This is a genomic window from Pseudomonas sp. s4 (assembly GCF_046764235.1).
In the GTDB taxonomy this organism is placed as follows: domain Bacteria; phylum Pseudomonadota; class Gammaproteobacteria; order Pseudomonadales; family Pseudomonadaceae; genus Aquipseudomonas; species Aquipseudomonas asiatica.
In genome coordinates, this window is record NZ_CP177209.1 from 5,640,987 (window position 1) to 5,657,618 (window position 16,632).

Annotated in this window: 20 protein-coding genes; 13 read left to right on the forward strand and 7 right to left on the reverse strand. The window is 55.1% G+C overall.

Annotation, left to right across the window (positions count from 1 at the left end):
- The first annotated feature begins 7 nt into the window (after positions 1 to 7).
- The 3 genes from ACK56M_RS26155 to ACK56M_RS26165 all read left to right on the forward strand — a co-directional run bounded on the left by ACK56M_RS26155 (position 8) and on the right by ACK56M_RS26165 (position 1,985).
- Positions 8 to 232 (forward strand): hypothetical protein, encoded by a 225-nt coding sequence (locus tag ACK56M_RS26155; protein ID WP_054572117.1) that lies wholly within the window; start codon positions 8 to 10, stop codon positions 230 to 232.
- Positions 233 to 507: 275 nt separating this feature from the next.
- Entirely contained in the window at positions 508 to 741 is a 234-nt protein-coding gene (locus tag ACK56M_RS26160) for a hypothetical protein (protein WP_206605080.1), read from the forward strand.
- Positions 742 to 920: 179 nt separating this feature from the next.
- Entirely contained in the window at positions 921 to 1,985 is a 1,065-nt protein-coding gene (locus tag ACK56M_RS26165) for a hypothetical protein (RefSeq protein WP_054572119.1), read from the forward strand.
- Between the two features lie 186 nt (positions 1,986 to 2,171).
- On the opposite strand, the gene ACK56M_RS26170 is transcribed toward ACK56M_RS26165, so the two are convergent.
- On the reverse strand, positions 2,172 to 2,639 hold the full coding sequence (locus tag ACK56M_RS26170; RefSeq protein WP_054572120.1) for a helix-turn-helix domain-containing protein: 468 nt from the start codon (positions 2,637 to 2,639) through the stop codon (positions 2,172 to 2,174).
- 144 nt (positions 2,640 to 2,783) lie between these two features.
- Between ACK56M_RS26170 and ACK56M_RS26175 the strand changes: the two genes are divergently transcribed.
- The 5 genes from ACK56M_RS26175 (at position 2,784) to ACK56M_RS26195 (ending at position 5,171) form a co-directional block, all read left to right on the forward strand.
- On the forward strand, positions 2,784 to 3,182 hold the full coding sequence (locus ACK56M_RS26175; RefSeq protein WP_054572121.1) for a DUF6957 family protein: 399 nt from the start codon (positions 2,784 to 2,786) through the stop codon (positions 3,180 to 3,182).
- A gap of 43 nt (positions 3,183 to 3,225) precedes the next feature.
- Complete coding sequence (locus ACK56M_RS26180) at positions 3,226 to 3,702, forward strand: hypothetical protein (protein WP_054572122.1); 477 nt, start codon at positions 3,226 to 3,228, stop codon at positions 3,700 to 3,702.
- A complete protein-coding gene (locus ACK56M_RS26185; protein WP_054572123.1) occupies positions 3,699 to 4,088 on the forward strand; it encodes a hypothetical protein in 390 nt (129 codons plus the stop codon). The genes ACK56M_RS26180 and ACK56M_RS26185 overlap by 4 nt, the downstream gene beginning before the upstream one ends.
- Positions 4,089 to 4,355: 267 nt before the next feature.
- Positions 4,356 to 4,646: a hypothetical protein gene (locus tag ACK56M_RS26190; protein ID WP_054572124.1), complete on the forward strand. Its 291-nt coding sequence runs from the start codon at positions 4,356 to 4,358 to the stop codon at positions 4,644 to 4,646.
- A gap of 159 nt (positions 4,647 to 4,805) precedes the next feature.
- Entirely contained in the window at positions 4,806 to 5,171 is a 366-nt protein-coding gene (locus ACK56M_RS26195) for a histone-like nucleoid-structuring protein, MvaT/MvaU family (RefSeq protein ID WP_054572125.1), read from the forward strand.
- Positions 5,172 to 5,411: 240 nt separating this feature from the next.
- Here ACK56M_RS26195 and ACK56M_RS26200 read toward each other — a convergent pair whose 3' ends face one another.
- The 6 genes from ACK56M_RS26200 to ACK56M_RS26225 form a co-directional block, all read right to left on the reverse strand.
- Positions 5,412 to 5,777, reverse strand: a complete 366-nt coding sequence (locus ACK56M_RS26200; RefSeq protein ID WP_054572126.1) for a nuclear transport factor 2 family protein — start codon at positions 5,775 to 5,777, stop codon at positions 5,412 to 5,414.
- Between the two features lie 57 nt (positions 5,778 to 5,834).
- A complete protein-coding gene (locus ACK56M_RS26205) occupies positions 5,835 to 6,533 on the reverse strand; it encodes a cytosine permease (protein ID WP_411959639.1) in 699 nt (232 codons plus the stop codon).
- Between the two features lie 175 nt (positions 6,534 to 6,708).
- Positions 6,709 to 7,689: an IS5-like element ISPpu18 family transposase gene (locus ACK56M_RS26210; protein ID WP_058178368.1), complete on the reverse strand. Its 981-nt coding sequence runs from the start codon at positions 7,687 to 7,689 to the stop codon at positions 6,709 to 6,711.
- Between the two features lie 40 nt (positions 7,690 to 7,729).
- Positions 7,730 to 8,476 (reverse strand): hypothetical protein, encoded by a 747-nt coding sequence (locus ACK56M_RS26215; RefSeq protein ID WP_411959142.1) that lies wholly within the window; start codon positions 8,474 to 8,476, stop codon positions 7,730 to 7,732.
- The gene (locus ACK56M_RS26220) at positions 8,473 to 8,625 is read right to left on the reverse strand and encodes a hypothetical protein (protein WP_155738420.1); all 153 of its coding nucleotides are present in this window, start codon (positions 8,623 to 8,625) and stop codon (positions 8,473 to 8,475) included. The genes ACK56M_RS26215 and ACK56M_RS26220 overlap by 4 nt, the downstream gene beginning before the upstream one ends.
- 63 nt (positions 8,626 to 8,688) lie before the next feature.
- Complete coding sequence (locus ACK56M_RS26225) at positions 8,689 to 10,347, reverse strand: amidohydrolase (protein ID WP_054572128.1); 1,659 nt, start codon at positions 10,345 to 10,347, stop codon at positions 8,689 to 8,691.
- A 235-nt stretch (positions 10,348 to 10,582) separates the two neighbouring features.
- Here ACK56M_RS26225 and ACK56M_RS26230 point away from each other — a divergent pair, with 235 nt between their 5' ends.
- From ACK56M_RS26230 to ACK56M_RS26250, 5 genes are all read left to right on the forward strand, one after another.
- On the forward strand, positions 10,583 to 11,536 hold the full coding sequence (locus ACK56M_RS26230) for a CobW family GTP-binding protein (protein WP_054572129.1): 954 nt from the start codon (positions 10,583 to 10,585) through the stop codon (positions 11,534 to 11,536).
- Positions 11,537 to 11,570: 34 nt separating this feature from the next.
- Positions 11,571 to 12,686 carry a bifunctional 3,4-dihydroxy-2-butanone-4-phosphate synthase/GTP cyclohydrolase II gene (gene ribBA, locus ACK56M_RS26235; protein ID WP_054572130.1) on the forward strand — a complete coding sequence of 372 codons (1,116 nt, stop codon included), beginning with the start codon at positions 11,571 to 11,573 and terminating at the stop codon, positions 12,684 to 12,686.
- A gap of 61 nt (positions 12,687 to 12,747) precedes the next feature.
- Positions 12,748 to 13,758 (forward strand): Lrp/AsnC family transcriptional regulator, encoded by a 1,011-nt coding sequence (locus ACK56M_RS26240; protein WP_131812213.1) that lies wholly within the window; start codon positions 12,748 to 12,750, stop codon positions 13,756 to 13,758.
- Positions 13,759 to 14,240: 482 nt separating this feature from the next.
- Positions 14,241 to 15,728 (forward strand): SulP family inorganic anion transporter, encoded by a 1,488-nt coding sequence (locus ACK56M_RS26245; RefSeq protein ID WP_009684101.1) that lies wholly within the window; start codon positions 14,241 to 14,243, stop codon positions 15,726 to 15,728.
- Between the two features lie 11 nt (positions 15,729 to 15,739).
- Complete coding sequence (locus tag ACK56M_RS26250) at positions 15,740 to 16,591, forward strand: universal stress protein (RefSeq protein WP_012316922.1); 852 nt, start codon at positions 15,740 to 15,742, stop codon at positions 16,589 to 16,591.
- Positions 16,592 to 16,632 lie beyond the last annotated feature (41 nt).

Genomic DNA, 16,632 nt, shown 5'->3' on the forward strand with positions numbered 1-16,632 from the left:
GTGCCAGATGAATTCAGAATTTGAGAAAGCTCGTGCTGACGAACTGGAGGCGGTCGAGGAAGCGATTGACGCGATGAGTGATGCTCCCGACCTGGATTCACTCTGGGAACAGCAGCGTGTAATCCGAGATCGTCTTCTTAACGCTTTGTCGACGCTTATTGATGATGAGGAGCATGACGACTGGATGGATAGGTCGAATGCAGCCACTCGCCGGCGCGAGCGCGAATTGTGATAGCAAAATCTATGTACCGTTGCTCGAGGCGGGCTGCCGTAAGCTTCGTCAGACGCCTGTGGAACCACGCCATTGGAGATAATCGCTCTGAGCTTGAGAAAGCCAGAGAGCGGGCGTTCATCGACGCGGTGAACTCATTGAAGACGCTGAGAACGACACCTGGAGGTGGCATGGCCATCGATCCCGAAGAGATTCGTGATCAGGTGATAGCGTCACGAGAACAAATGAAGCAATTCGTCCACAATCCGCCAAAATGCCCCAAGAGGAGCACCCCCATGAGCAAGCTGACCCAGTACAGCAATGTCAGAGTGATTTTCGAGATCGATGGCTGCCAGGCGGACGCCGAGTTGAGCCACGGAGAGACTATGGCACTTGCCCAATTCTTTAAGCGGGCCCACTGGAGCGAGTTTCGTGGGTGCGCAATAGATGATCACGAAGCCTATTCAATCCGAGCTGCTGTCGGAAAGCTGCAGGATGCCCTGGCCCGTAGTGGTTATAACCCACGCTGATCGAGCGCTTGTTCGGCCAACTGACTTTTTTTTGCCGGGCAGGTGGGGAAATTTACGACGGGCGTGAAGCGCAATGGTTGGGGCCTCTGCATCACGCTGACATGCTCTAGGTCTAGCCCTTCCTAGATACGATGACAGGCACTACCTTATGTCATCATTCTGCAGCGACGGTGGCTCCAGTGGACTTGCTTACGCCTCTCTACCATACCGACAAGCTCCATCCTCATTTCAAAACGATCACCGACGGGCGTAAAGGCCGGCACTATCAGAGAGAGGAGCTTCTGCGTTGGCTTGAGGGGTTCCCCGACAGGGATAATAAGTTTGTGAAGGAGTTTCAGACGACCTTCAACTCAAGCTTCTGGGAGATCTACCTTCACGCGACTTTTCGCGACTATGGCTTCTCATTTGACTGGACTCACCCTGCACCCGACTTTCTGCTCACAGCGGGTGAAGTGACGTTCACCGTCGAGGCTACCACGGCCAACCATGCCGCTGACGCAACGCCCGAATGGGGGTTGGGAATGACGCCCGAGTTTTACAAGGACGTCGATTTCAACGAACTCAATCGGGTTGCCATCATTCGCTTGGCTAATGCCTTTATGAGCAAGTCGCGAAAATTCGATGACAAATATGCCCACCATGACCATGTCAAAGACCGACCCTTTGTCCTCGCCCTTGCCCCGTTTGAGCAACCCGGTTTTCAACTGCAAGCTTTTCGACCAATCGAAGCCTTGCTGTTCGACTACTACGTGGATGAGTCCGAATACATAGCCAATCCTGGGCGCTTCCCCAATGGTCTTGAAGGGAAAACCTTGGGGAGCGTGCAAAAAGACAATGGCGCAGAGATCGAGCTGGGTTTCTTCGACTGTCCGCGCTTCAGCCACATCAGCGCAGTGGTGTTCAGCCACCTGGGCACTTGGGGGAAAGTAGATGCGATGTCCGGTTGCCCGACTGCGATCATTCGTTCGATCTGGTCATCACCGAGCGGCTTGGAGCACGTTGTTTCTAAGGGCGATGAATGCTCGGAAAAGATCACCGATGGGCTGAGGATCTATCACAATCCGTATGCGTCGATTCCTCTCCCGTTGGAGGTATTCCGCAAAGAGGGGGTGGCTCAAATTTGGGCTGATCCTGTTGAACGATCACTGTTCAGTGAGGAAGCGGAAAACTGCTTGCAGTCCCGAACGGCCATGATGTTCTTTACGGGCAAAGACAAGGATTTCGTGGAGACGCCCTCTCCGTAGCCGCATCAGCCGCCGCGTCGTGATTTCTCCCTAAGATGCCGTGTAATGAATAGTGCTCCAACAAGAGCGCTCGGTTATTACTAACCTGCGTGCCACGCCCAACCGTGCTACTCGGCAACCCGCTTCTTGAAGACCTCGGCCAGAGAGAGGCCGGCCTCCTTCAGCTCTCGTATCGCCCTGAGCCTCTCAGCCGCAGCTGCCTGGCTCCCGCTCCCAAAGCCGCCACACAGTGCCCTTCGAGTACCCCAGAGCACGGGACACCTCAGCCTGGGTGAGGCCGTCTTTTTTCAGCGCTTGAACTGCCTTCCACTTCTCTCTGGCAGCCGTGACTCGTGGATGCTCAATCTCGCGAGGCCGTCGTTCCATGATCTCGTTGGCTCTGCCCAAGGCCTCCGCTTCCACAATTGCGTCGATCAGCACCTGGTGTGTTGTCTGCTGATTCTCAGCAGCAATCACCATGGCGAACAGGGTGGCTGGGCTGATGTTCAACGAAATGGCCAGATCCCTCACGGTATCAATGGTGGCCGTGAAGCGAGCAGCTTCCAGCTCGCTGATCGTTTGTTGACGAACCAGGCCGGAGATCTCCTGCTGAGACAGGCCTTGCTGCGTTCGCAGCGACTGAAGCACGGCGGCGAGAGAATGGCGTAGCGGCATTTCTGCCTCCGCAAAATGAGACGGTATGCCTCGTTTGCCTCGACTCGCTCAAACAGATATATTGGTTCGAGTGAGTCGAATGGCGATCTGCCGCTACGATCCCGTTCGCACATCACCTCGTCGTTTTGGATACCGAGGTACTTGGTGACTGATAGCTCTGTTGAGCACGAGTTGCTCCAGGAAGGAAAAATCTCTTCCGCTGGCACATCCCTGTCTCGACCTGAGATTGAGGCACTGCTCGCCGAACGCTTCCCCCGTAGACCGTACTGCCTTGTTGAGGACTGGCTTCTTTTCCACGTCGATGAGCCGCCTGAGTCGCTCGCGAGGGTTCGATCTGCAGGCCTGCAGCCGATGTTCCTGTACTCCCATTGCGTCACCTACGACAGCCAGGGGCGGTTCCCGCCTGGCGGATGGGTGCGGTCGACGCTGTGCAAGACCTATGACGGCGTATGCATGTTTGAGACACGGAACACGGTGTATGTGTTGATCGGCCAAGGTCGCGAGCAAACTGCCTCGCTCAAGACAATATTCGGATTATTTTGACCCGCAAGCTCCGCCTGGCGGACTTGCCCAGATGAGATTCACGATGTTCCGCATTAGCACGCAAGACCAGGCTGGCCCCGTGGGTATGTTTGGGGATGGCCTCGCTCACTTTCATGCAGTCACCCGATCCCTGGCGACGCACTGGTATCACGTCAGCCTCAAGCGCCAGCACGAGGATCGGTTCGTCGACTATGAAGAGATGCTCAACGATGAGCCGCGACTCATGGAGTTGCTGTTGGCTCAGAACGAGTGCCTGGTGGTACAGGATGTTCAAGTCATGACTCCCGGCTGGATGAACAAGGGCACTGGTTGGAAGATGGAGAAGCTCAAGTCGTTGTCGATGGGCTACGACCGTGCAGAAGTGCCCATCTGTGTGCTTGAGGTCGAGAGCGGCGCCGTATACGTCGATACGCACGAGCCTAGGCTTGATGTCGAGTCCCTGACCGGCGTGAAGGAGCTGTACCGACGTCGTGCCACAAAGCCGAATGCCGGGGCTGAACCTCGGAGTTCTCACTCGTGACAGATATCAACACTGTCGCGGTCGACTTCCATGTGAAGCGCTTTAGCGACTTCGATCTGCTACGGATTGCTCGAGCGGTGAACCAGGACTATGAGTCCCTGGTAACTGCCTATCTTGTAAACGTCCAGATTCACGCGTGCAGCGCCGTGGGCATTGTATTTGGCCACCTACTTGAGCACCCGACTGGTAGGTTCGCAGACGGCCACCTGATCCGCACATCTGACATTCAGTCTGTGGCCAAAGAAGGGAGGTTCTGGGTTATCACGACCCTTAACTCCAGGTACGTGGTGGCTACGTTTAGGAAAGATGGGGGGCGGCGAAGCCTTCAAGAGTTTCGGCGTTTGGCAGGTGATCGCTATATGCCAACACCCAACCGTCTCCAGTGATTTATAAAATCGAGCTTGGTCACGCTGAGCTGTACCCACCCGCTAGACTGGTCGAGCGGCTCAGCAAAATGCACCGCTAAGTCCTGGGCGTGCCCCTCTGGGGCCGGCTGTCGTAAACCGAGCCCGGCTTTGCCGGTCTCGGCCCCGTTGGGGGCGTCCATCCTCACGCCTCTCGGCCATCCCTGGCCGGCGCGCTCTGCTTGCCATTTTGATCGCAAATCACACCATGGCCGGGGCCTCTACTCCTTCTGGAAAGCCTTGAGCACTATGAGTCAGTCCCCGGAAGCCCTTCCCGAGATCGATATTGGGGAGTTTCGTCAGCGCTACCCTCAGATGTTCTCTGATCTTGGCGTCGATGAGATTTGCTGTGGCCCAGGTGGGAAGAACATCCTCCTCGCGCTTTGCGACACATTGCAGGTTCACTTGGTTCGGCACCCAGAGGTGATGCCCGTTACCGTCTCGCAGATCAAATCCAAATTAGGCGAGCTGCACTTTTCTACGATGGCGGGGACGCGTACTGCCGAGGCGCCGTTGATGTGGCCATCGAGCTATCGCTGAAGACCTGCTCGTTCTGTAGCTCCCCAGGAAAACGGGTGGGCACAGCGTGGGTCAGCACGCTTTGCTCGGCACATAGCATTATTGCTTCGCTCGTTTCTGAGTAGCGGTCGGTGTGGTCAGAATGTACTCTTGCACGACCGACCATTTAGGAAGCTAACAATGTCTCGTCTCGCAGAATTCCGTCGCCTTGAGCAGCAGCTTGCCCAGCAACTCGCTGAGTTGGAAGCCATGAAAAGTGACGGCGCTATCCAGGCTGAAATGGAGTTTGAAGACAAACTCCGTGCATTGCTTGGTGAGTACGGCTACAGCCTCCGCGAGGTAGTCAACATTCTTGACCCACAAGCAGGCACTCGCCGTCAGGCCCCCCAGGCCCAAGAGAAGTCGACTCGCAAGCCGCGTGAAGTGAAGGTCTACAAAAACCCGCACAACGGTGAAGTCGTGCAGACTAAAGGCGGCAACCACGCCGTTCTGAAGGCATGGAAAGCTGAGCATGGCGCTGAGACCGTGGAATCGTGGCTGCAGTAAGCACAGCGCCTTGACGTGATGACGGCCCTCTAGTTAGCCTCATCTGGTACGTATCCGGCACCGATACCTCTCTGAGGAAAAGACCTCTTCACGACACTCTAAACCCCGTCATGGACAGCCGGCAACCCCGAGCAAGACTTTGAAAAACCGCCAACCCTGGCGTTTTTTTCTACTCGTGATCCGGGTTGCCAGAGGGCGTAACTGGTCTGCTCATTGGTAGGTAGAGCTTGGCCACCAGATCTACTGTTTGTAGTAGGTGTTTTTGCGGAGAATTTTATCTCCGGAAAACTCCCAGACGTCGCACCCCAGAACGTCCAGTTTCCCACCATCTGGCAAGGTCGCGACCACTCGAAATTCAGTCACCGCTTGATTTGCAGCGATCCAGCTCATGCCTTCCATCCACTGGATATCAGGGCTGGCGGTGAACCTTGCCTTGAGGGCCTCCCTAATGGCGTCTCTGCCCTTCGTGAGAGTGCCTCGGCCATTGCCACCGCTCGCGCTTATCAGCTCACCTTCTGTGTGAAAAAAGCTAACGACTTTCTCGGCGTCATGCTCGTTGAAGGCGGCAACGATGTCGTCTAAAAGTTCTGTTGTCAGTGTGGTCATTCCGATACCTGGATTCATTAAAGGTGATGCCCGCCAGATTTAGCTGGCGGGCTTGTTTCAGATAGGTGGGGTACTGTGCTCTTCAGGCTGATAGACCTTTTCAGTCTTTGGGTAGCCACCTTTACCAGACGGAATCACTACGAGTCGAGTAACGAGCAGGAATACTACGCTCGCTACCACCGCCGCCAAAATGGAAGCAGGTATCAACGGGTATGGAGCGTTGGAAGCAAAGGTCAGTGGGTTTAGAACGTAAATATAAGATGCAACACCAGCAACCATAGCCAAGACTGCTGCCGGGTTCACGCCTTTCCAATAACGATAGATTGGCTCGCTTTCGTCAAACAGACCCCGCACATTGATTTTCCCTCTCCTCAAGAGATAGTAATCAGTAATCTGAATGCCACAAAGCGGAGCGAAGCCAACTCCAATAAAGCCGAGGAACGCAGAGAAGTTATTGAAGAACAGGTTCGGTATTGCCAGACCAATAATCGCGATAGGCGTGATGATTATAACCAGGAGTACCTTCCACGAAATCTCTTCGAATACTTTGTAGTGGCGCAAGCCCAGAGCGGAGCAGTAGATACCGGCTACTGCTGTGCCCAGGTTTGCTGCAGTGACGAAGGCCAACGAGATAATGGCGTAGGTCGGCCCGCCTACCGTTCGAAGCCATTCTGATGGGTCTGAAACTTTCAGAACCAGAACACCTGCCACCCCAATCAAACTCAACGCTGCGACTGAACCACCCAGCCCTAGCATCGCCGGCACAGCGGCTTTTTTGCCGTTAGGGAAGGTCTGAAGTAGCCCTGTATTTCCGGTCGACTTCAGCCCTCGCTGCTTTTGAAAGCGGGCCGTCGATCAAATTCGACCAGGTAACCCGCTCAGTTCTCCGTTTTTGGCCGCCGCGAGCACCTCGCAGCAGCCATTTTCCGCATTACAGGTGCACCTTTCCTGCGGTAGTCAGCAAATGTCGGCGCGCCATCCATAGGTTCGACAGCGCGAACAGCGTCACCAGCTGAGCGGTGTTCTTGGCCAGGCCACGGAAGCGCACCTTCACGTAACCGAACTGGCGCTTGATCACTCGAAACGGGTGCTCGACCTTCGCTCGCACTTGTGCCTTGGCCTTCTCGATCTTGCGCTTGGCTTTGTACAGGGCGCTGCGTTTATCGAGCTTCTTGTAGGTGCTGCGGCGTGCTGCGACCTGCCAGATCACTTCGCGGCCAGCATGTTCGGGGCGCTTTTCGACGCCGGTGTAGCCGGCATCGGCGCAGACGACGTTCTCGTCACCGTGCAGCAGTTTTTCGACCTGGGTGATATCCGCCACGTTGGCTGCCGTGCCTACCACGCTGTGTACCAGCCCCGACTCATCATCCACGCCGATGTGCGCCTTCATGCCAAAGTAATACTGGTTCCCTTTCTTGCTCTGGTGCATTTCCGGGTCGCGCTTGCCGTCCTGGTTCTTGGTCGAGCTGGGCGCGTGGATCAGTGTGGCATCGACGATAGTGCCCTGGCGCAGCGACAGGCCGCGATCCCCCAGGTAGCCATTGATTACGCCGAGGATGCCGGCTGCCAGCTCATGTTTCTCCAGCAAGCGACGGAACTTGAGGATGGTGGTTTCGTCGGGAATACGCTCGAGGCTCAGCCCGGCGAACTGACGCAGGATGGTCGTCTCGTAGAGCGCTTCTTCCATGGCCGGGTCGCTGTAGCCGAACCAGTTCTGCATCAGATGGATACGTAACATGGCCATCAGCGGATAGGCTGGACGACCACCTTCACCCTTTGGGTAGTGTGGCTCGATCAGGGCAATCAATCCCTTCCACGGCACCACCTGATCCATCTCGATCAGGAACAATTCCTTACGGGTCTGCTTGCGCTTGCCGGCGTACTCGGCGTCGGCGAAGGTCATCTGCTTCATGGAAAAACTCGGCTGGCGGGATCGGCGTATTTCACCAGATTCAGGAAGTCTTTTTCAGACCTTCCTTAGGAACCATTCGGGACATCGCCCCTATGTATGGCCACCAAGACAGCGATGCTGCGATGCCTAGTTCCAGGCCCGTCACGAAATTCCATACAGGGTCAGCCGAGGCCTGCGCTGGCTTTGCCATCGCCAAATCGTCCCAGCGCTCGTTCACGATGATGTACAGCATCCAGAGGCCAACGAAAACATGGGCTACCAAAATTTTCGCAACTCGATCTACACCGCCAGAACCTCTGAGTAGCAGTAGCATTACCAAGACGCAAGCGAAGAGCGTAGCGCACGGCTCAACGATACCACTGTGTGCGGGGGTAGTGAGGCCAACGGCGACTAAGAATTGGGCTGTGGATTTTCCGAAGAAAATTAGCAGCAGACAGTTCCAGCCAAGGATGGATAGGAATTGTAAGCTTGCGGGGATAACCCACCCCTTGGTGCCAAAAGCAGGCTTGCTCGAGGCAATGGAGTCAACACCGAAACGGCAGCAAATGGGCAATGCTGCCAATACGGTGATCAGCATCCCGAACATACATCCTGCAGTAAGGGCCGCAAATCCTTGACGGAAATTAAGGTAATAACCTACGTACTCACCAATGATGTAACACCAGGTAGCAGCTCCTGCCGTTGTAAGGGCGATGAGGAGTTGCCAGCTTCCCCAAACACGTTCTGCTGGAAGCAGAGGCCAGGCCGAGGTGTCGGCAACGGCTTCGGCCACATTGTGCTTAGTCATGCCCACCCCCATACAGCCACGGCGACTGGGATAATAACCCCCAGAATAATGAGCCAGAACCATGTTGCGGTGTCAAAATCAGCTCCTTGATTTTGTTCTTCTTCGAGCAGAGCTATTCTTTGTTCAAGTTCGAGCGGTAAAGCACGCATTTTATTATCTCCTGCAACCTTTTCTTGTGAGGGCCGGTCTTTGACAACCGGCTGAATTGGCAGTTAACAGGTAAGGTTAAGAGCCGCACGTCCTTGTGTGAGTACGTATTCCACTTTTATATTTCTAAGTTCATCAACTGGTACAGCAAATGGGTCTCTGTCCAGTGCAATGATATCGGCGAGCTTCCCAGGAGTGATGCTGCCTCGAATGTCTTCTTCTCCCATTGTGGCTGCTGCATCCAGGGTATGCATGCGCAGTGCCTGCTCCAAGGTGATCGCCTGCTCGGGATCGATGAAGCTGCCAGAGTAGGTTTGACGCTTTACGCAGCACCAGACACTGAAGAGGGGGTTCGTCGCTTCACGTTCAGAACCGATCCAGACGTCCGAACTGCCGGAAAGCTTCCAACCTTGGGCAAGGAGGTCTTTGAATGGGAAACGACCGATGCGTCCTGTGTCTCCGAGGTAATCGGGGAAGTATTCACCGAAGGTATAGATGAACACCGGCTGAGGGACAGGGATGATGCCCGCTGCAGCCCACGCTTCCATGGTCTTTTGGCGGGGCATGAAATTGCCAGCGTGCTCGATACGCATGCGGGTACGGCCACTACTGGCCCCGCCCATCGACTCAACGAGTTCACAGAGCCACTCCTGGGCACGGTCACCGTTAGCGTGGACTGCAAGTTGAAGCCCGCTTTTCTGAGACTGTTCGTAAGCTCGGCGGAAAAAGTATTTGGGGAATGCGATCTCTCCGCACTGGCCATTCAGGCCCAGATAAGGGCAACTCACCGCAGCGCTTTTCGCGGAGAACCCCCCATCGGCAAACAGCTTTATCCCCTGCATGCGGATCATATGCTCAGAGGCATTGAGCTGGATTTTTTCCTGCCAGTTGCATGCCTCATCCAGCTCCATAGTGCCTGGCGCCCAAATGTAGACCCTCATAGCGACCGGCAGAGTACCTTCACATGCCATCTCGTCCATGCACTGGATGCCTTCGACGGTCTCCGAGATTTCGCCAATCGTGGTCACACCGAATCGCGTAAAATACTCGAAAAGGCCCGCTTTCAAGGCGCTTTTCAGGGTTGAACGGTCGCAACCTGGGAGAGGAAGCAACGTGTCCATCTCCTTGACCACTCCGGTTGGGTCGCCGTTTTCATCGCGTTCAACGATAGGAAGCCCCGTGACACTGAACTCTGGTGGTACGTAATCGCGATCTATACCCGCGACTTCAAGGGCTTTGCTGTTCAGCACGGTGATGTGTCCGCCGGCGCGGATGGCTATCGGATGTTCAAGGCTTACCGAATCGAGCTCTTCTCTGGTGGGGAGTCGTCCCTCCCGCAGCTTGCGGTCAAAGAACAGGTTTCCTTGGCCGACAATCCATTCCCCAGGGGCTTTCTCGTCTCGGGCTTTGGCGAGCAAGGCGGACACATCTTCAATTGAAGAGCACTCCGGTGCTCGACAATCGATGGTGTTGAACGTTGTGCGGCATACCACTTCAGCATGGGCGTGGACGTCCACGAATCCTGGCATCAGGGTTCGATCACCAAGGTCGGTGATGACGGTGGAGGGGGTGCGGAACTGCTCAACCTGATCGCGTCGGATCAGCCTCACAATTCGGTCGCCTCGAATGACGATACCTTGAGCATGCTGGTCAGCATCCTGGCTCATGGTAATCACCTTGCCGCCGAGGAGAATTCTCTCGGATGGCGCATCTCTTTCGATCATCGTTGCTTCTCCAGCGCGGAGCCTCAGGATGCTGGAGGACGGATTGGCCGTCGCACCAGACTCGCTAGCTACGGAAAACGTGATTTCCGACCTGCGGGATTCCGCTTTTGTTTTTTTTCTTAGCGAATTGATACATAATCAGCAAAGAAATTGGTTGTCAACGCCTTTTTCCACGGGTCGCTCAACGGCTGTTTGAGCGGAGTAGATGTCAGGATCTGCCGTCGGAGTCATCGCTATGAAAATCCCAGTCACTGTGCTAACCGGGTACTTGGGGGCCGGAAAGACAACGCTTCTCAGGCGGATGCTTACCGCACCTGGCGGTAGGCGCTATGCAGTCATCGTCAACGAATTTGCAGAGCTTGGGATCGACTCAGAGCTGATTGAGAACAGAGATGAGCAGGTCATTCAGCTCAGCAATGGATGCCTGTGCTGTTCTGTTCGCGGCGATCTTTTGCACAGTCTAGAAATCCTGCTCGAGAAGGGTGGGTTCGATGCCCTCGTCATCGAGACAACAGGATTGGCCAACCCAGCACCAATAGCTCAAACCTTCATGCTCGATGATGATTTGAACGACGACCTGGTATTGGATTCAGTGGTGTGTGTTGTCGATGGAGCACACATCGAAAGCTACTGGAAGCGGCACCCCGAGATCGTCCAGCAACTGGCGTTTGCGGATACGGTCTTGCTGAACAAAGTCGAGACGCTTACCGGAAGCCAGGCTGACGCCGTCGAAGGTCTCTTGCGCAGATTGAGCCCCCAAGCCGAACACTTCCGAACACGCCATTGTGATCTGGACGTCTCCATACTCACCGGGCGTGGGTCTTTTACCCTGGAGACTCTTCGATTGGAAAATGGGGGGCAGTCAAAGCCCATTCTTCTCCACCGTCATGATGACGAAGTTGTGAGCGTTTCTCTGACGACTGAGAAGGAAGTTGTACCAGACCGATTCATGGGGTTCATCCAGACCCTGCAGCGCGAGTACGGTGAAGACCTTCTTCGATACAAAGGGATTTTGGCTTTTACCAATGAGCCGCGCCGCTTCGTATTTCAAGGTGTTCAGGCGATGGCTGACGGTGATGTCCAGCGGCTTTGGGCTGACGGCGAGCCACGTGTTAGCAAGCTCGTCTTCATTGGCCGCAATCTTGAATCTGAAGCGCTACGCAGCTCATTTGAAGCCTGCCTTCGTTAACTCCGTACTCCACTCTTAGGCGACCAATAACAATATGCCTTTCAACACAATCGAAGAAATCATCGATGACTTTCGTCAGGGCAAGCTTGTCCTTCTGGTGGATGACGAAGACCGGGAAAACGAAGGTGATCTGCTGATCGCTGCTGAAAAATGTACTCCGGACATCATCAATTTCATGGCACGAGAAGCGCGAGGTCTCATCTGCCTTACTCTGACTGATGATCATTGTGTCCGCTTGGGCCTGGAGCAGATGGTGCCCAGTAATCGGGGCGCCTTCACGACCGCTTTTACAGTCTCGATTGAGGCCGCCCACGGTGTCACGACGGGTATCTCGGCAGCAGATCGAGCTCACACCGTTTTGACTGCTGTGCATCCTGACTCTACCGCTGATGATCTAGTCCAGCCTGGCCATATTTTTCCTTTACGAGCCCGTGAGGGAGGTGTGCTTACAAGGGCTGGCCATACCGAGGCGGGGTGTGACCTTGCGCGCTTGGCCGGACTGACGCCTGCCTCCGTAATTGTGGAAGTGATGAACGATGATGGGAGCATGGCGCGCCGAGGTGATCTTGAAGCATTCGCCGAGAGGCATGGCATCAAAATCGGAACTATCGCTGACCTGATCCATCACCGCCTGACGACAGAGCGCACGGTTGTGCGTATCGGCGAGCGGGAATTACCAACGGTACATGGCATCTTTCGCTTGGTGACCTATGAGGACGTCATAGAGGGTGGTGTTCACATGGCCATGGTCATGGGGCGATTACATGGCGATGAACCCACTTTGGTAAGAGTGCATGCCATAGATCCTCTATGCGACCTGGTTGGAGCCGAATGCACCATCCCCAGTAGCTGGACGCTATGGGGGGCTTTGGAGAAAGTCGCTTCGGTAGGGCATGGTGTAGTGGTGATACTCGCCACACATGAAACGTCTCAAGCTTTGCTTGAGCGTGTGCCTCAATTAACCACGCCTAGTCGTAAATGCCAGCGGGCTCATTCCCGCACTTATGCTGAGCTAGGCACGGGGGCTCAGATTTTGCAGGATCTGGGGGTAAAGAAAATTCGGAACATGGGCTCTCCCGCTAAGTTCATCGGTTTGGCAGGGTATGACCTGGAAGTTGTCGAGATCTTACCGGCTGAAGGTGTAGTTTAACGCTTGCCCAAACTGGGAGGGGGTGGATAATACGACGATTCGCCTCCTTGACCGCATCGACATGAATACAGCTGATCTGAAAGAAGCGCCCGCTGTAACTCGCCTCCATCCGAATGGCCATGGCCCGCTTTCAGAGCAGCCCTTGTCAGCTACCGACCGGGAGATTATTGCCCACCTCCAAGAGGATGGTCGTCGACCTTTTGTGGCCATAGCACGCGAGCTAGATATTTCTGAGCGCACCGTGCGTAACAGAGTGCACCAGCTCCTTGAGCAGAATGTTATCCAGATCGTTGCTCTGACAGACCCTGCTTCCCTGGGCTATCAAGCAGGGGCTTTGGTGGGCATTACCCTTGATCTCAGCTCCCCAGTTTCCGACGTTGCGGAATCTCTGATAGGCCTCGCTGATGTCGATTATGTCGTCACCACGACTGGTCGTTTCTCGCTCTTCGTGGAGATCATTTGCTCTGACATGGCCCGCATGCAGTACGTCCTCAATCATGAGGTCGCTGTACTGAAGGGGGTCAAAGGGATCGAGGTTTTTCCTTACTACAGCGTGTTCTACCAGAGAGCGCAGTTCTTCGGTCGCGCTCCTGCGGCTCAGTCGCAGGGAGTTTTGAGCAAGGAAATGGACGATGTGGACAGGAAGATCGTCCATGAACTGAGCTTTGATGGTCGGGCGCCATTGAAAAACATCGCAAACGCTTTAGATATTTCCGAGTCCCAGGTGCGGGGGCGTTTGAATGCTTTGCTCGAATCTGGGCTGCTCAACATTATGGCCATCACTAGCCCAATGAACTTGGAAAATCGAGCTCTTGCTTGGGTAGCGGTGACTGTACGTCCAGGTGTTCGGGTAAAGGACGTAGCTGACCGTCTGCGCGGCTTTGAGAAGGTGTCTTACATCACCATATGCGCCGGTCGATTCGACCTGTTTGTCGAGGTGGTATGCGAATCTAGGATCGCGCTTTTCGACCTGATCGATGACAAGCTTCGGATGGTTGAAGGGATCGAGCGCATTGAGAGTTTCCCATACATCGATCTGCTCTATAAGCGCTTGGGCCCTGGCCGCTCCTGAAAAAAAGCCGACCTGGTAGTCGGCTAAAGAGGATGAAGCGGTGCCCAACGAAGCTGAGCTGTAACCGTCTGGCCAACTCACCCCTCAGCACACAGACCAGCTCGGACAAGAACGGGTGGAAAACAAAGCCTTGCCCGCAGGTATACCCATTGAATAAGCCTGTATCTGACGTAGGTCATGCAGAGCCTGCCAGCGGGTCGCAATCGACGATGGCTTCATTGTATACTTCGGCTCCGCATACCCCTTGAGCTACAGGAACATCAGCATGACTGTACTCCAAACGATCTACTGGCAGCCTACGCCGCCTTAGCGCTACGCCCCCTCGCAACAACCTGCTTCCGCTAGCCTCGCTCGCGGGTGCTCACTGCTGTACGCCTGGTTTTACACCTTAAGCACACAGCAAAAAATCCTCAAAATTTGAATTTGTATCGATTCGCTCGCCACTCCCTTGGCGTGCGCGATGCTTTGCCTTGGATATTTATATGCTGCAAAAACTTAGACAAACGTGGTTTTCCAACGTCCGTGCCGACGTGCTCGCGGGGCTGGTGGTCGCACTCGCGCTGATCCCGGAAGCCATCGCCTTTTCCATCATCGCCGGGGTAGATCCCAAAGTCGGTCTCTACGCCTCCTTCTGTATCTGTGCTGTCATCGCCTTTGTCGGCGGGCGCCCCGGAATGATCTCGGCGGCGACAGGCGCCATGGCACTGCTGATGGTTACGCTGGTAAAAGAGCATGGACTCCAGTACCTGCTGGCCGCGACGCTACTATGTGGCGTACTTCAAATCCTTGCCGGCTACCTGAAGCTCGGCTCGTTGATGCGCTTTGTTTCACGCTCGGTAGTCACCGGCTTCGTAAACGCATTAGCGATTCTGATTTTTATGGCGCAATTGCCTGAGCTGACCAATGTCACCTGGCATGTCTATGCCATGACCGCTGCGGGCCTGGGAATCATCTACCTGTTCCCGTATGTACCGAAAATCGGCAAGGTGATTCCCTCTCCATTGGTGTGCATTCTGACGCTGACTGCCATCGCCATTTACCTCGGTTTGGATATCCGCACCGTCGGTGACATGGGCCAACTGCCTGATACGCTCCCGATCTTCCTCTGGCCTGAAGTTCCGCTGAATTTTGAAACCCTGCGCATCATTTTCCCGTACTCGGCTGCGTTGGCAGTAGTGGGTCTACTCGAATCAATGATGACCGCGACCATCGTCGACGACCTTACCGACACCACCAGCAACAAAAACCGCGAGTGCAAAGGCCAGGGTGTGGCCAACATCGCTGCCGGCATGCTTGGCGGCATGGCAGGTTGCGCCATGATCGGCCAGTCGATCATCAACGTGAAATCTGGTGGCCGCACCCGTCTCTCGACATTGTGTGCCGGCGTTTTCCTGCTGCTGATGGTGGTATTTCTTGGCGAGTGGCTCTCCAAAATCCCTATGGCGGCACTCGTGGCTGTGATGATCATGGTGTCCATCGGCACCTTTAGCTGGGATTCCTTGCGTAATCTGAAAGAGCATCCGCTGTCGACCAACCTCGTCATGGTGGCGACCGTCGTGGTCGTCGTGGCCACTCACAATCTGGCTTACGGCGTACTGGTAGGTGTGCTGCTGGCCTCCCTGTTCTTCGCAAACAAGGTCGGGCACTACCTGGATATCAAGAGCACTCTTGAAGAGACGAAATCGCATCGGACTTACCGCGTCGTGGGCCAGGTGTTCTTTAGCTCTGCGGACAAGTTCACTGAGGTTTTTGACTTCAAGGAGGCGCTCAACAAGGTCACCATCGATCTCACACAGGCGCATTTCTGGGATATCACCGCCGTCGCAGCGCTGGATAAGGTCGTGATCAAGTTCCGACGCGAAGGCGCTGAGGTTGAAGTGCTCGGTCTCAATGAAGCCAGCGCGACAATCGTTGACCGCTTCGGCGTGCATGACAAACCCGGTGCCATCGACAAGCTCATGAGCCACTAAGGAGAACGACAATGACCCGCGTAATGGCATGCATTGATAACTCACAATCCTCATTGGCGGTCTGCGATTACGCAGCATGGGCCTCGCAACGACTCAGCGCTCCCCTGACCTTGCTTCATGTGCTGGATAAGGAGAAATATCCTGCATCCGCTGACCTCAGCGGCAATATCGGTCTCGGTAGCAGAGAACATCTGCTGGAAGAGTTGGCCATGCTGGATGCGCAGCGGGCAAAACTGGCGTTGGAGCATGGGCAGCACATGCTTGAAAAAGCTCGCGAGCGAACAGTTCACTCTGGCGCCATGTCACCTGATATGAAGCAGCGCCATGGCCATCTCGTCGAGAGCCTGAGCGATCTCCAAGACGATATTCGGTTACTGGTGATTGGAAGAGTCGGTGAGGACAGCACGCGCAGTGCCCAAAGTCTTGGCAGCCAGATTGAAGCGATAGTCCGAACTATCCACCGCCCCACCCTGATTACAACCAGCCATTTCAGGAAACCTGAAACGGTCATGGTGGCATTTGACGGCAGCGCAACAGGCCACAAGACCTTACAGATGCTTGCTTCAAGCCCGCTGTGCGAAGGCCTGCCAATTCATATCGTCATGGTTGGAACGGATTCTGAAGACAACCAGAACGCGCTGGAGAAGGCACGAACCACGCTTGCGTCTTCCGGCTCGCTGGTGCATTCCGAGATCCGCCCAGGCGAAGTAGAGTCCACACTGCATGCGTATCAGGCAGAGCACGGCATTGACCTCTTGGTCATGGGGGCGTACGGGCACTCACGCATCAGGCAGTTTCTGATAGGCAGCACGACCACGACGATGCTGCGTACATCCACTGTACCCTTATTGCTGCTTCGCTGAGCCAGTTCCACTGGCCACAGTATTTCCAGAACTGAGGAAAT